The organism is Kribbella sp. NPDC058245 (assembly GCF_042882005.1).
Lineage (GTDB): Bacteria > Actinomycetota > Actinomycetes > Propionibacteriales > Kribbellaceae > Kribbella.
In genome coordinates, this window is the sequence record NZ_JBHVWY010000013.1 from 200,352 (window position 1) to 213,656 (window position 13,305).

At 67.3% G+C, this 13,305-nt stretch carries 13 protein-coding genes and 2 tRNA genes; 3 read left to right on the forward strand and 12 right to left on the reverse strand.

The annotated features are described in order from the left end of the window. Window positions 1-92 precede the first annotated feature (92 nt). Both leuD and leuC read right to left on the reverse strand, forming a co-directional pair. Complete coding sequence (gene leuD / locus ACFVWG_RS28690; protein ID WP_391546529.1) at window positions 93-692, reverse strand: 3-isopropylmalate dehydratase small subunit; 600 nt, start codon at window positions 690-692, stop codon at window positions 93-95. A gap of 14 nt (window positions 693-706) precedes the next feature. Continuing rightward, window positions 707-2,137, reverse strand: a complete 1,431-nt coding sequence (leuC, locus tag ACFVWG_RS28695; protein WP_391546530.1) for a 3-isopropylmalate dehydratase large subunit — start codon at window positions 2,135-2,137, stop codon at window positions 707-709. Window positions 2,138-2,283: 146 nt separating this feature from the next. Between leuC and ACFVWG_RS28700 the strand changes: the two genes are divergently transcribed. After that, window positions 2,284-3,003, forward strand: coding sequence for an IclR family transcriptional regulator (locus tag ACFVWG_RS28700; protein WP_132176781.1), 720 nt, complete (start codon window positions 2,284-2,286; stop codon window positions 3,001-3,003). Here ACFVWG_RS28700 and ACFVWG_RS28705 read toward each other — a convergent pair whose 3' ends face one another. The 10 genes from ACFVWG_RS28705 to ACFVWG_RS28750 form a co-directional block, all read right to left on the reverse strand. Continuing rightward, window positions 3,004-3,984, reverse strand: coding sequence for a LacI family DNA-binding transcriptional regulator (locus tag ACFVWG_RS28705; protein ID WP_391546531.1), 981 nt, complete (start codon window positions 3,982-3,984; stop codon window positions 3,004-3,006). Then, window positions 3,968-4,855, reverse strand: coding sequence for a nucleoside hydrolase (locus ACFVWG_RS28710; protein WP_391546532.1), 888 nt, complete (start codon window positions 4,853-4,855; stop codon window positions 3,968-3,970). Before ACFVWG_RS28710 ends, ACFVWG_RS28705 begins: the two co-directional genes overlap by 17 nt. A gap of 12 nt (window positions 4,856-4,867) precedes the next feature. Beyond that, window positions 4,868-5,719 carry a carbohydrate ABC transporter permease gene (locus tag ACFVWG_RS28715; protein WP_391546533.1) on the reverse strand — a complete coding sequence of 284 codons (852 nt, stop codon included), beginning with the start codon at window positions 5,717-5,719 and terminating at the stop codon, window positions 4,868-4,870. Beyond that, complete coding sequence (locus tag ACFVWG_RS28720) at window positions 5,716-6,579, reverse strand: carbohydrate ABC transporter permease (RefSeq protein WP_391546534.1); 864 nt, start codon at window positions 6,577-6,579, stop codon at window positions 5,716-5,718. Before ACFVWG_RS28720 ends, ACFVWG_RS28715 begins: the two co-directional genes overlap by 4 nt. Window positions 6,580-6,592: 13 nt before the next feature. Then, window positions 6,593-7,882 carry an ABC transporter substrate-binding protein gene (locus tag ACFVWG_RS28725; RefSeq protein ID WP_391546535.1) on the reverse strand — a complete coding sequence of 430 codons (1,290 nt, stop codon included), beginning with the start codon at window positions 7,880-7,882 and terminating at the stop codon, window positions 6,593-6,595. 477 nt (window positions 7,883-8,359) lie between these two features. Beyond that, window positions 8,360-8,435: transfer RNA gene (locus ACFVWG_RS28730), tRNA-Glu, on the reverse strand. Between the two features lie 78 nt (window positions 8,436-8,513). Then, window positions 8,514-8,585: transfer RNA gene (locus ACFVWG_RS28735), tRNA-Gln, on the reverse strand. A gap of 117 nt (window positions 8,586-8,702) precedes the next feature. Next, complete coding sequence (locus ACFVWG_RS28740; RefSeq protein ID WP_391546536.1) at window positions 8,703-9,590, reverse strand: CPBP family intramembrane glutamic endopeptidase; 888 nt, start codon at window positions 9,588-9,590, stop codon at window positions 8,703-8,705. Continuing rightward, window positions 9,590-11,149, reverse strand: a complete 1,560-nt coding sequence (gene gltX / locus ACFVWG_RS28745; RefSeq protein WP_391546537.1) for a glutamate--tRNA ligase — start codon at window positions 11,147-11,149, stop codon at window positions 9,590-9,592. The genes ACFVWG_RS28740 and gltX overlap by 1 nt, the downstream gene beginning before the upstream one ends. Then, entirely contained in the window at window positions 11,142-11,930 is a 789-nt protein-coding gene (locus ACFVWG_RS28750; protein WP_391546538.1) for a fumarylacetoacetate hydrolase family protein, read from the reverse strand. Before ACFVWG_RS28750 ends, gltX begins: the two co-directional genes overlap by 8 nt. 42 nt (window positions 11,931-11,972) lie before the next feature. On the opposite strand from ACFVWG_RS28750, the gene ACFVWG_RS28755 reads away from it, so the two are divergent. Then, window positions 11,973-12,455: a GNAT family N-acetyltransferase gene (locus tag ACFVWG_RS28755; RefSeq protein WP_391546539.1), complete on the forward strand. Its 483-nt coding sequence runs from the start codon at window positions 11,973-11,975 to the stop codon at window positions 12,453-12,455. After that, on the forward strand, window positions 12,452-13,303 hold the full coding sequence (locus ACFVWG_RS28760) for a 3-methyladenine DNA glycosylase (RefSeq protein WP_391546540.1): 852 nt from the start codon (window positions 12,452-12,454) through the stop codon (window positions 13,301-13,303). The genes ACFVWG_RS28755 and ACFVWG_RS28760 overlap by 4 nt, the downstream gene beginning before the upstream one ends. Window positions 13,304-13,305: the final 2 nt, after the last annotated feature.

Here is a 13,305-nt window from a genome sequence, read left to right on the forward strand (position 1 = left end):
GAAAAAGCCCCTGATCGGGCAACCACGCAAGGGTAACACCAGAGTTATCGCCCCTGTAGCGACAAGCGTTACAGGGGCGGCAACCGTTGCTCTTAAGCCTTGGCCGGCAAGGTGGCCGGCTTGAAGGCCGGCCGGGTGGCCTCGTACGCCGAGATGTCGGCCTCGTGGGACAAGGTGATGCCGACGTCGTCGAGCCCGTTCAGCAGCCGGTAGCGCGTGTAGTCGTCGATCTCGAACGGCGCGGAGAGCTCACCGGCCGAGATCGTCTTGTTCTCCAGGTCCACGGTCACCTTGGTGCCCGGGTCGTTCTCGATCGTCGTCCACAGCTGCTCGACGACGTCCTGGCTGACCAGCGCCGCGAGCAGTCCGGCCTTGCCGGAGTTGCCGCGGAAGATGTCGCCGAAGCGCGAACACACGACCACGCGGAACCCGTAGTCGAGCAGGGCCCAGACCGCGTGCTCACGCGAGGATCCGGTGCCGAAATCGGGTCCGGCCACGAGCACCGAGACACCGCCGTACTCCGGCTGGTTCAGGACGAACTCGGGATCGTTGCGCCAGGCAGCGAACAGGCCGTCCTCGAAGCCGGTCCGGGTGACCCGCTTCAGGTACTCGGCCGGGATGATCTGGTCGGTGTCGACGTTGCTGCGGCGCAGCGGGGCCGCCGTACCGATGTGCTGGATGAAAGCTTCCATGATTCCGTTGCTCCTCAGACGCTCTCGGGGACGGCCACATCGACCGGCTGCAGATCGGCCGGGGCAGCAAGGGTCCCGGTGACTGCGGTGGCGGCGGCAACCAATGGCGAGACCAGGTGGGTGCGGCCGCCCTTGCCCTGACGGCCTTCGAAGTTGCGGTTCGAGGTGGACGCGCTGCGCTCACCGGGAGCCAGCGTGTCCGGGTTCATGCCCAGGCACATCGAGCAGCCCGCGCCACGCCATTCGGCGCCGGCGTCCTTGAAGATCCGGTCCAGACCTTCGGACTCGGCCTGCAGCCGAACCCGGCCCGATCCCGGTACGACGAGCATCCGGGTGCCGTCGGCAACCTTCCGCCCGGCCAGTACGCCGGCCGCGGCCCGCAGGTCCTCGATCCGGCCGTTGGTGCAGGAGCCCAGGAAGACGGTGTCGACCTTCACCTCGCGCAACGGCGTACCGGCCGTGAGGCCCATGTACTCCAGCGCGCGCTGGGCAGCGACCTTGTCGTTCTCGTTGTCGAAGTCGTCCGGCGACGGCACGTTGGCCGACAGCGGAACACCCTGGCCGGGGTTGGTTCCCCAGGTGACGAACGGCGCGATGTCCTCGGCGCGCAGCACGACCTCGCGGTCGAAGGTGGCGTCCTCGTCGGTCGCCAGGCTCTTCCAGTACTCGACCGCGGCTTCCCAGTCGACGCCCTGCGGCGCGTGCGGCTTGTCCTGCAGGTAGTTGAAGGTCGTCTCGTCCGGCGCGATCATGCCGGCCTTGGCGCCCCACTCGATCGACATGTTGCAGATCGTCATCCGCGCTTCCATGCTGAGCGCGCGAATCGCCTCACCGCGATACTCGACGATGTAGCCCTGGCCGCCGCCGGTGCCGACCTGCGCGATCAGCGCGAGCACCAGGTCCTTGGCCGAGACGCCATCGGGCAGTACGCCGTCGACCGTGACCGCCATCGTCTTCGGCCGCGCCTGCATCAGCGTCTGGGTCGCCAGCACGTGCTCGACCTCGCTGGTACCGATGCCGAAGGCAATCGCCCCGAACGCGCCGTGGGTGGAGGTGTGGCTGTCACCGCAGACCACGGTCATCCCGGGCTGGGTCAGGCCGAGCTGCGGGCCGATCACGTGCACGACGCCCTGGTCCGGGTCGCCGAGCGTGTGGATCCGGACGCCGAACTCCTTGGCGTTCTTGCGCAGCGTGTCCACCTGGGTGCGCGACACCAGGTCGGCGATCGGCTTGTCCACATCGAGCGTCGGGACGTTGTGGTCCTCGGTCGCGATCGTCAGATCGGGCCGCCGAACCTGCCGGCCGGCCAGCCGCAGACCGTCGAACGCCTGCGGGCTCGTCACCTCATGAACAAGGTGGAGGTCGATGTAAAGGAGGTCGGGCTCTCCGTCGGCATGGCGCACGACATGCGCATCCCAGACCTTTTCCGACAACGTCCTACCCATCAGACTCGCTCCCTTAGATACTTGTCCCACCCCGCCGCCCCGAGCGGTTCGGTTGGCTTTGTGGTGAGGTGCTTTCGCTCACAGTGCTCTCGATCGAGGCACCGGAGCGACTTGCGTTCCACGATTCGAGACGGCAATATCGTCTCATGGACAACTCTAGCGGAGTCGGCGTGCTCGACAAAGCAGCTCTCGTTCTGTCCGCACTCGAGTCCGGGCCGGCGACCCTGGCCGGACTCGTGGCGGCGACGGGGCTGGCGCGGCCGACGGCACACCGGTTGGCGGTCGCTCTCGAGCACCACCGGCTGGTCGGCCGGGACATGCAGGGACGCTTCGTGCTCGGACCGCGACTCAGCGAGTTGGCCTCCGCCGCCGGTGAGGACCGCCTGCTGGCGACCGCCGGTCCGGTGCTGGCCCGACTGCGTGACATCACTGGTGAATCGGCCCAGTTGTTCCGCCGTCAGGGCGAGTACCGCGTCTGCGTCGCAGCGGCCGAGCGCCCGTCCGGTCTGCGCGACACCGTCCCCGTGGGCAGCCAGCTGACCATGGCGGCCGGCTCAGCTGCTCAGATTCTGCTTGCCTGGGAGGACCCGGAGCGCATGCACCGCGGCCTCCACAACGCGACCTTCAACGCTGCCGCACTGGCCGGCGTCCGGCGTCGCGGCTGGGCGCACTCGGTCGGTGAGCGTGAGCAGGGCGTTGCCTCGGTCTCGGCACCGGTCCGCTCCCCCAGCGGCAAGGTGATTGCCTCGGTCTCCGTATCCGGCCCGATCGAGCGCCTGTCCCGTCAGCCCGGCCGCATGCACGCCCCGGCCGTCATGGCCGCGGCAGAGCGGCTCTCCGAAGCACTGCGCCGCGCTTCGGAGTAGCTAACACCCGCAGGAAGTCCGCGGTACCAACTCAAAGTCCAAGACCACTCTGGCCGCCTCCCGATCGGGGGCGGCCAGCAGTACGTCTACCGCCTGCCGCGCGATCTCGTCGACCGGCTGCCGCACACTGGCCAACGGTGGAATCGAGACAGCACACTCATCGGTGCCGTCGACACCCATCACCGCAACATCCTCCGGGACCCGCAGTCCGGCCTCCCACGCAGCAAATAGCACGCCGAATGCCTGCTCGTCCGTAGCGCAGTAGACAGCCCGCGGTGGCCGCTTCTGCTGAAACCAAGCCTGTACGGCGTCCCGCGCGGCGAACCGGGATACGGGCCCAGCGGTGTATCGCACGGTGGTCTTGGGATGCCTCGCCAGCGCCCGCTCCACGCCAGCCCGGTGTTGCGCCGTACCGGGTGAGTCTTCTGGGCCTGTTAAGACAGCCAGCGTTTTGTAGCCGTGGGCCAGCAGGTGATCCACAGCAGCCTCAGCCGCAGCCACGTAGTCAATAGACAGTGTCGAGACCGTCACACCATCCGGAACCGGGTGCAGGGCAACCACTGGCACACCTGCCGAGTGGAACCGCCGGATCGCCGGCTCCGCCAGCAGAGACACCAGTACGACGCCATCCACCTTCCGCTCGATGAATGAGCCGATGTGCGCGGACTCCTGGGCCGGATCACCCGCTGAGTCGCCGATCAGCAGCAGATGGCCGTGTGACCGCGCCACGATCTCCAGGTGCTCGGTGAGTGTGGCGAAGAACGGGTTGCGGACCTGTGGAATCAACAGCCCTAAAGAGAAGGTGCGTCCGGCACTCAACGCACGGGCCACGGCGTTCGGCTTGTAGTCGAGCTCGGCCGCCGCCTCCAGCACCCGTTGCCGAGTCGCCTCGGCTACTGGGCGCGGGCCGTTGTTGAAGACGTAGCTGACGACGGCAGTCGACGTACCGGCTCGCTCTGCGACGTCACGAGCCGTCGCCATCAGTCTCCCCACCAGCGGCCACGATGCGCGCGGTGATCTCCTCAGCCACGGCAGCGGGGTCGAGATCGGTCACGATCCGCACGGTACCCGCCGGATCCGGAGTGAACGTACTGAGACCACCGTCCGCGATCGTGACTCGTCCCCGCGGAGACAGGGTGAACAGATCGGGCCGGGACAGCGTGAGCACGGCAACCGGGTCGTGCGGCACGTTCCACGTCTCTTTCCAGTACGCCCACCACTGCTCGATATCCGCGCCCAGTGCAGCGCCGAGTGGGCCAGCCGCCCGGATCCGTTGCAGGAGGTCGGGTCCGATGGCCACCTGCTCAGTGATCTCGATCGCGGTGATCGTCGTCGGGATGCCGGCCGTGAGAACTGTTCGCGTAGCCACGTCATCGCTCTTGAAGTTGTGCTCCGGCTTGGCGGCCGGACCAAAGTGGCCACCCATCACCGACAGGTGGCGGATCCACTGCGCGACCTGCGGCTCCAGCTCGAGTGCAGCGGCCAGATTGGTCAGAGGGCCGATCGCAACGACATCAAGCTCACCAGGGTTGGCTTGCAGTCGGGCAATGAGGTCCTCGGGTGCACTGCCAGGTGCGAACGTCTCCGCGTCCAGACCACTGTGCAGCGTGCCTTCGTGCCCGGCCCACCACACCTTGCGGCCCGACAGCGTTTCCGCCGTACCGGCGACGACTGTGAGGTCACGACCGGCCAGAGCGCCGTACCGGCGGGCCAATTGGGCGCGGAGCCGGGTGTCGCCGTACACGGTGTGGGTGGCAACGAGGTCCAGGCTGGGGGTGCCCAGGATCAGGGCCAGGGCCATCGCGTCGTCGACGTCCGAGCCGATGTCGGTGTCGAGGATCAGTTGGCGCATCGAGGTCACTCCCTACTTGAGTCCGCTGGAGGAGACGGACTGGACGAAGTACCGCTGGAAACTCGCGATGACGACCAGCGGGATGATCGTGAGGACGACGGCACCGGAGAAGACCAGGCCGTAGTCAGTGAAGTTCTGCCCCTGCAGGTTGGCGAGGGCAACCGGGCCGACGATGTGCTTGGCATCGGTACCGATCAACAGCGGCCAGACGTAGGACTGCCACTGGAAGAGGAACAGCATCAGGCCGGCACCGATCAGCGCGGGCCGCGACAACGGCAGGTAGATCCACCGGAACACACCGAACCAGCTGAGCCCATCCAGGCGGCCGGCCTCGACCAGCTCGGTCGGGATGCCGAGGAAGAACTGCCGGAGCAGGAAGATCGCCATCCCGTTGCCGATGCCCGGCAGGATCAGTCCGGTGAAGGTGTTGGTCAGGTTCCAGTCCCGGAACATCGTGGACAGCGGGATCGCGATCGCGTCGAACGGCACCAAGAAGCTCAGTACGACGACGCCGAACGCGAGCCCGCGACCGCGGTACTGGAACGCCGCGAGCCCGAAGGCGGCGGAGGCACAGACCGCCAGGCCGACCAGGACGGTGGCCGCACTGACCAGGATTGAGTTGAGCGTCGCGCGACCGATCTCGCCACCGAACAGGTCGCGGTAGTTAAGGAGTGTGGGGCGCAACTCGAAGAACGACTCCCACGTCAACGGACTGAGATGGGCGAACGTCTCCGCGCCGGGGCGCAGCGAGTTCGTGACGACCCACAGCAGTGGGATGAAGAAGAGCAGACCGATCACGGCGCCAAGCGCCGACAGGCTGAGTCGCTGCGCTCGATTCCTTCCCCGCCCCACCGCCCCGGTCACTGGTCACCTCGCAAGAGCCGGAACTGCGCGGCCACGATCGCGAGGGTGAGGACGACGAGCAGCACGACCTCGGCCTGGGCGACGTGGATATCGCCGAGTGCGTAGGCGCGGGTGTAGACGTCGTACATCAGAAGGTTGCTGAATCCGTTCGGTCCGCCCTTGGTGAGGATCTGCACCGGTGCGAACACGAGCAGGTTCGACACGGTGTCCGCGACGAGCACGAACGCCAGTGGCCGCCGTACCAAGGGAAGCGTCACTGAAATCATCCGGCGCCAGGCACCGGCGCCATCGAGCAGTGCGGCTTCGCGGATCTCGTCCGGGATGTCTTGGATGCCTGCGATCAGGAAGAGCATCCAGTAGCCGACGCCGATCCAGGACAGCAGCACGATCAGAGCCGGGAGGACCTGGCTCGACGAGGTAAGGAACGGCTGGTCCGGGAGACCGAGCCGGGCCAGGAAGCTGTTGGCGATTCCGTCCGGCCGGTAGATCACGCTCCAGATCACCGCCGAGACCGCGGGTGGGGTGGCGATCGGCAGGATGACGAGTGTGCGCCACAGCCTGGCGCCGGGTGCGCGTTGGGTGAAGAACACCGCGAGCAGGAACGACGCGACGACCTGGATCGGATTCACCAGCACGGTGAAGAGGAGGGTGATCGCGACGGCCTGCCGGAAGTCCTTGTTCGCCAACAGGTCCGAGTAGTTGCTGAAACCGGTGAAGACGCGGCCGCCGCGGAGCAGACTCTCGGCGTAGAAGCTCTCGACCAGCGCGTAGATCGCCGGACCGATCCGGAGCACCGCCAGGCTGATCAGCGCCGGCGCCAAGAAGGCGAGCGCGATCAGCCCTTGCCGCTGCTTCTTCACTTGATCGCCTTCTTCAACGAATCGACCGCCAAGCCTCCGTCAGTTGACGGGTGGCCTCAGCCAGGCGGGCATTGGGTTCACTGCCGTTGCGGATGTCGGCGAACGCCTTGCCCATGACTTCCTCGAACTGGATGTAGCCGACACTCACCGGCCGCGAGGTCGCCGTACTGGCTGCCTCGTACGCCGTGATCGCGGTCGCGCCCTTGGTGTGCTGACCGGAGTAGGCGTCCATCTCGGGCAGGTACCGCTTCAGCGCGTCGAGGTTGGCCGGGATGATCGTGGTCGTCTGCGTGGTGAGCAGGTTGCCGGTCGGGTCGAGCGTCGCGAACTCCAGGAACTTCCGCGCCATCCCCTGCTGCTTGGATGCCGGGTTGATCCCCAGCGACCACGAGCCGGTCGGCGTCACCGGCTTGCCGCCAGCGAAGTACGGCATCGGCGCGACACCCCAGTCGAACTTCGCCGTACCGAAGATCTTCAGGTCCCACGGACCACCGACGAAGAACGCCGCGTTGCCGGTACTGAACACCGGGCCGGTCTGGAACCCACCGATCCCCCGAGGTGACAGGCCGCTCTGGTACGTCGCGCCGTACCACTGCATGGCCTTCTTCCAGCCGTCGGTCTCGACGGCCGGGGTGAGTGCGTCATCGCCGGTGATGCCGGAGCCACCGCCGAGCGACTCCACCAGTGGCTGCAGCTGGTAGTAGGCCTCCGGCTGCTCGGTGAACAGCCCGTACTTCGTCCCCGCCTGCTGCGCCTTCCGCCCGGCCGCCTCAACCTGCTCCCACGTCCAGCGCTTGGCCGGGTCCGCGGTCGGCGGCGTGACCTGCGCCTTGGCCAGCGCGGTCTTGTTGTAGAAGAGGAACTGCGTCGAGTTCCACATCGGCAGCGACCACAGCTTGTCGCGGAAGTGATTGACCTTGTACGCCGTCTCCCCGAACGAGGTCTTCGCCCGCCCGTCCAGCTCGCTGAGGTCGGTCAGAAAGCCCTTCGCGGCCAACTGCGACACCCGCGGCTCGTCCACCGTGTAGACGTCGATCCCGGCGTCCTTCGCGCTCAGCCGCTGCTGCATCGTCGCGTTGAACTGGTCGAACGGGATCTGGTTGTAGGTGACCCTGATCCCGGGGTACTTCGTCTGAAAGGCCGAGATCAACGGGTGGTAGGTCTCCGCGTTGTCCGTCCCGGTGAACGTGATCGTCCCGGTCTCCGGCCCGGCATCCCCGCCAGCCGGCTGATCCGGCGACCCGCCACACCCCGCCACCAGCACAGCCGCCACCACCGCTGCAAACACCGCACTCCGCTTCATGGGCACCTCTCACGACGCCGAGAAATCTAACCGCTTAGACTCTAAGCGCTTAGACCATCGGAGTCCAGGACTGCTACCCCAGCGGACCACACCCGCCGCCTCGACGACCGCCGTACCAACGAGCGCCGTACCAACGAGCGCCGTACCGACGCCGCCGTACCCGCCAAGGGCAATTTGAGGGGATATCCGGATATCCCCGCAAGTGCACCCTTCTCCGTTCAAATTTTGAGGGGAGAACCAGCAACGTGAGCGGATATCCGTTCACGTTGCAAGGGGTGATGTGGGGCGCACCGCAGACCTCATCCCCGGCCCCGGTGCCGGCCGGGTGGCGATCTGGAGAGGATGCACCCCCCGAACGCGTCCTGGGTCCTCCCCGAACCGGTGTGGGGAGGATCGGCCATCGCCGTCACCTGACCAACCGACCTCGGCCGCGGCAAACAGAAGCGCCTCTCATCGGTGATGAGAGGCGCTCTTCTCTGGTAGCCCCGACGGGATTCGAACCCGCGCTACCGCCTTGAGAGGGCGGCGTGCTAGGCCGCTACACAACGGGGCCAGAGGTGTGCCGACCGGTCCTTGCGGACCGGGCAACGAGGTTGAACTTTACCGATTTTCATCGGTGCGGTCCAATCCGCTGGGGTACTAGGACTCGAACCTAGACTAACTGAACCAGAATCAGACGGGCTGCCAATTACCCCATACCCCAAAGGCATTTCGCTGAGCTGAGAGTTTGTTTCCGCCCTCACCAACCCGGCTCGGAGAGCTTACCCGAGCCACCCGCCGGACACCAAAACGAGCCCCCTCCGGCGGGTTGTCACACCCGTCACACCATTCTCGGGAGTTGGGCCAGCGGCAGCTTGCAGGTGGTCTCGAGGTTCTCGCGGCGGGTGATCAGAACGGCGACCGCTCCGAACGCGGCGAACTTCAGGATGTCGAGAATCACCAGCGACCACGGGGCATCCGTGGCTCCGAGACTCGAGCCGACGCTGTTGGTCAGGGCGGCGTACACGAAGGTCACCACGTTGTTGGCCGCGTGTGCCGCGATCGACGCCTCGAGGCCGCCGGTGCGGATGGCGAGGAAGCCCGCGAGCAGGCCGAAGGCGAACCGGTCGAGGAACAGCGCCGGGCTCTGCCACGGCCAGACGCCGTGCGCCATCGTGAACAGCACGGTCGTGACCAGGACCGCCACCAGCGGGCTCCGGACGAACGCACCGACCCCCTGCAGCAGGTAACCGCGGAAGAAGTACTCCTCCCCCGCCGCCTGGAACGTCGAGGTCAGCAACGCGACCAGGATCACGCCGACGACGTCCGGGGCCATCCCGGTCTTGCTGTTGTCGAGCACGCTGACCAGTCCAGCCTTGACCGCCAGCAGGGCGACGAGCTCGAGGGCGACTGCCGCGACGGCGAACCAGGCCAGCGGCCTCCAGCGCAGCCGGCCGACCACGGACGACAGCAGCCCCGGCGCCTGCCGGTTCAGGAGGCGGGCGACCCAGATGCTCAGCGGGATCAGCGAGATCAGGTAGAAGTTCGTCATCAGCAGCGTGATCCACGACGTCGTACCGGGCGGATCCACCCGGATCGCGCGGCCGATACTCAGGAACAGCACGCCGGCGATCGACCAGCCGACGAAGATGGTCAGGGCGCCGAGGACGACGTACCCGGTGGGGGTCGCGTCGTTCTTCAAGAGGCGTTGGTACGTCGGTGCTGCCATCAGTGCTCCACTTTCCCGCGCGCCTGCTCGATGCGCCGCAACGAAACCTCGCGGCCGAGCAGCTCCATCGATTCGAACAGCGGGGGCGAGACGCGGCGGCCGGAAACGGCGACGCGGACCGGGCCGAACGCCTTCTTCGGCTTCAGGCCGAGGCCGTCGACCAGCGACGACCGCAGAGCGGCCTCGATCGCCTCGGTGGTCCACTCGACGCTCGCGAGAGCCTTGGCCGAGGCCTCCAGGACCGTGCCGGCGTCACCGGCCAGCACCTTCGCCGCGGCGTCGGGCTCGATCACGAAGTGCCGTTGGCCAGGCTCCGCCAGGCGGTGATCGCCGGCGAACAGGAAGCCGAGCAGCTCGACCGACTCACCCAGCGCATCCATCCGCTCTTGCACCAGCGGTACGGCGGCCCGCAGTACGGCGAGCTGCTCGTCGGTCGGCTCGGACGGCAGGTACCCGGCGCTGACCAGGAAGGGGACCGTGCGGGCGGCGAACTCGTCCTGCGGCAGCATTCGCATGTGCGCGGCGTTGATCGCCTCACACTTCTTCTGGTCGAAGCGGGCCGCGTTCGAGTTCACCTTGCGGATGTCGAAGGCCTCGATCATCTCCGCCATCGTGAACACGTCGCGGTCGTCGGCGATCGACCAGCCGAGCAGGGCCAGGTAGTTCAGCAGGCCCTCGGGCAGGAAGCCCTGGGTGCGGTACTCGTCCAGGCCGGCGCCCAGGTCGCGCTTGGACAGCTTCTTGTTGCCCTCGGAACCCATCACCATCGGCAGATGCCCGAAGCGGGGTGTCCGGCCACTGCCGATCCCGATCTCGGCGAGCGCCTCGTACAAGGCGATCTGGCGCGGCGTCGAGGACAGCAGGTCCTCACCGCGCAGCACGTGGGTGATGTTCATCAGGGCGTCGTCCACCGGGTTCACCAGCGGGTAGAGCGGGTAGCCGTTCGCCCGGACCAGGACGTAGTCGCCGAGGTTCTCCGGCAGGAAAGTGATCTCGCCACGGACCAGGTCGTCGAACACGATCGGCCGGTCCGGCATCCGCAGCCGGACGACCGGCCGGCGGCCCTCGTCCAGGAACGCTTCCCGCTGCTCATCGGTCAGCGCGCGGCAGTGACCGTCGTACCCGCTGGGCTGTCCGGCCGAGCGAGCGGCGTCGCGGCGGTCGTCGAGCTCCTCCTGCGAGCAATAGCAGTGGTACGCCTTCCCGGTCGCCATCAGCTTGGTGACGATGTCGGCGTAGATGTCCATCCGCTCGGACTGCAGGTAGGGACCGAGGTCACCACCGACACTGGGACCCTCGTCCCAGGTCAGGCCGAGCCACCGCAGCGCGTCGAGCGTGTAGTCGAGCGCCTCTGGGGTGTTCCGGGTCTGATCGGTGTCCTCGATCCGGAGCACGAGCGTGCCGCCGTAGTGCCGGGCGAAGGCCCAGTTGAACAAGGCACTGCGAATGTTGCCGACCGTGAGCAGGCCAGTCGGGGACGGTGGGAACCGGACCCGGACCTGCTCCGGTCTCAGGCCGCCCAGGACGTCGGAATCGTCGCGAGCGGGCCGCTCAGTCACGCACGATCACCCTGTTCGTCAGCGTCCCGAGGCCTTCGACGGTGACCGAGACCGAGTCACCGGGCAGCATCGGGCCGACACCGGCCGGGGTCCCGGTCAGTACGACGTCGCCGGGCAGCAGCGTCGTGAACGAGGTGATGTAGGCCAGCACGGTCGGGATGTCGAAGATGAACTGCGACGTCCGGCCGTCCTGCTTGGTCTCGCCGTTCAGGGTCGTCGTCACCCGCAGATCCGCCACGTCGAGGTCGGTCTGGATCCACGGGCCGAGCGGGCAGAACGTGTCGTAGCCCTTGGCCCGGGCCCACTGGCCGTCGGTCTTCTGCAGGTCGCGAGCGGTCACGTCGTTCGCGATCGTGTACCCGAAGATCACCTCTTCGGCGCGCTCCTTGGGCAGATCGCGGCAGATCCGGCCGATCACGATCGCCAGCTCACCCTCGAACTGCAGGTCGTTGGTCTGCTCGGGGTAGACGATGCCGTCCAGCGGGCCGACCACCGAGGTGTTCGGCTTCAGGAAGATCATCGGCTCCTTCGGCACCTCGTTGCCCAGCTCGGCGGCGTGCGCGGCGTAGTTGCGGCCGACGCACACCACCTTGCTGCGCGGGATCACCGGAGCGAGCAGCCGGACGTCGGCCAGTTGCAGCGTCTCCCCGGTGAGCTGGACGGGCCGGTAGAGCGGGTCGGAGTCGAGGAGGGCGACGGTTCCGACGAGCCCCTCAGGGTCGTCGGTCTCGACGATGCCGTACTTGGGTTCGTCGTCGACGGAGAATCTGGCGATACGCACGGGCCCGAGCCTACCGTCGCAGTGGAATGAGACAGTGGTGCGGTGACTTGGGAGATCCGCCGGGCCCAACCGGACGAGTACGACGCCGTCGGCGAACTGACCGTGGAGGCGTACTCACACGACGGCTTCGTCCGCGGTGAGTACGCGATGACGCTCCGTGCTGCCGCCGATCGCGCCGTACAGGCTGAGCTGTGGGTGGCGGCTGACGCCGACGGCCTGCTCGGCACGGTCACCTATTGCCCGGCCGGATCGCCGTACCGGGAGATCGGGCTGGACGACGAGGGCGAGTTCCGGATGCTCGGAGTCGCCGGACGCGCGCGTGGGCTGGGGATCGGGACGGCGCTGACCGAGCACTGTATAGAACAGACTCGCTCGCGCGGACTGCCCCGGATCGTGCTCAGCAGTGCTGTGTATATGAAGACAGCGCACCGGATCTACGAGCGACTCGGTTTCACTCGCCTCCCGGAGCGTGACTGGTCACCGGTCGCCGGTATCGATCTCTACGCGTTCTCACTAGCGCTGTGACCACTACTCTCCCCCGCTCGGACTGGGAGCCCTTGCAGCAGGCGCACACTCTGCGAGCGGACGCCCTGCTGGCTGGGCATCTCGCCCGCAAGCAGCGACGAGAGGCCCACCCGGTCGAGGACTTCCTCTTCACCTATTACTCTGCTCGCCCGAACCAGCTGCGCCTCTGGCACCCTGGGCCGAGCCTCCGGCTGCTCGATGCTCCCGAGTACGGCGATCGCCGTGGCTATGTGGTGATGGACGGCACTGCGCAGCTCGATCCCGCCGAGATCGGGCGCCGGACGGACAGCATCAAGTGGATCCGCGCACTGCTCGGCACCACGCTGGACCGCCAACCGCAGTTCGGGTGTTTCGGTTTGCACGAATGGGCGATGGTGTACCGGACGGACGCCGTACGGCATCAGAAGTGGCCGCTGCGATTGGGGGCCGCAGGCACCGATCAGGTGGTCCAGTCGCACAAGATCGGCTGCTCGCACTTCGACGCGTTCCGGTTCTTCACCGACGAAGCACGGCCGCTGAACGTCCTGCAGCCGACGCGCGAGTCCCAGCCGCAGCTGGAGCAGGGCGGCTGTCTGCACGCCAACATGGACCTCTACAAGTGGGCGACCAAGCTCGCGCCGTTCACCCCGAGCGCGCTGGTGCTGGACTGTTTCGAGCTCGCGCGCGACATCCGCACACTGGATATGCGCGCCTCGCCGTACGATCTGGCGCCGCTCGGCTACGAGCCGGTCCGCATCGAAACCGCAGCCGGCAAGGCCGAGTACGCCGCCGCCCAGCGCACCTTCGCCACCCGGGCCCGGCCGCTCCGCGAGCAACTCGTTGCCCTGTGCGACGAGTTGCTGGTCTAACC

Bases quoted from the DNA above. Each gene is read 5' to 3' on its own strand.
- leuD (WP_391546529.1), bottom strand. From the start codon at position 692: ATGGAAGCTTTCATCCAGCACATCGGTACGGCGGCCCCGCTGCGCCGC.
- leuC (WP_391546530.1), bottom strand. From the start codon at position 2,137: ATGGGTAGGACGTTGTCGGAAAAGGTCTGGGATGCGCATGTCGTGCGC.
- ACFVWG_RS28700 (WP_132176781.1), top strand. From the start codon at position 2,284: ATGGACAACTCTAGCGGAGTCGGCGTGCTCGACAAAGCAGCTCTCGTT.
- ACFVWG_RS28705 (WP_391546531.1), bottom strand. From the start codon at position 3,984: ATGGCGACGGCTCGTGACGTCGCAGAGCGAGCCGGTACGTCGACTGCC.
- ACFVWG_RS28710 (WP_391546532.1), bottom strand. From the start codon at position 4,855: ATGCGCCAACTGATCCTCGACACCGACATCGGCTCGGACGTCGACGAC.
- ACFVWG_RS28725 (WP_391546535.1), bottom strand. From the start codon at position 7,882: ATGAAGCGGAGTGCGGTGTTTGCAGCGGTGGTGGCGGCTGTGCTGGTG.
- ACFVWG_RS28740 (WP_391546536.1), bottom strand. From the start codon at position 9,590: ATGGCAGCACCGACGTACCAACGCCTCTTGAAGAACGACGCGACCCCC.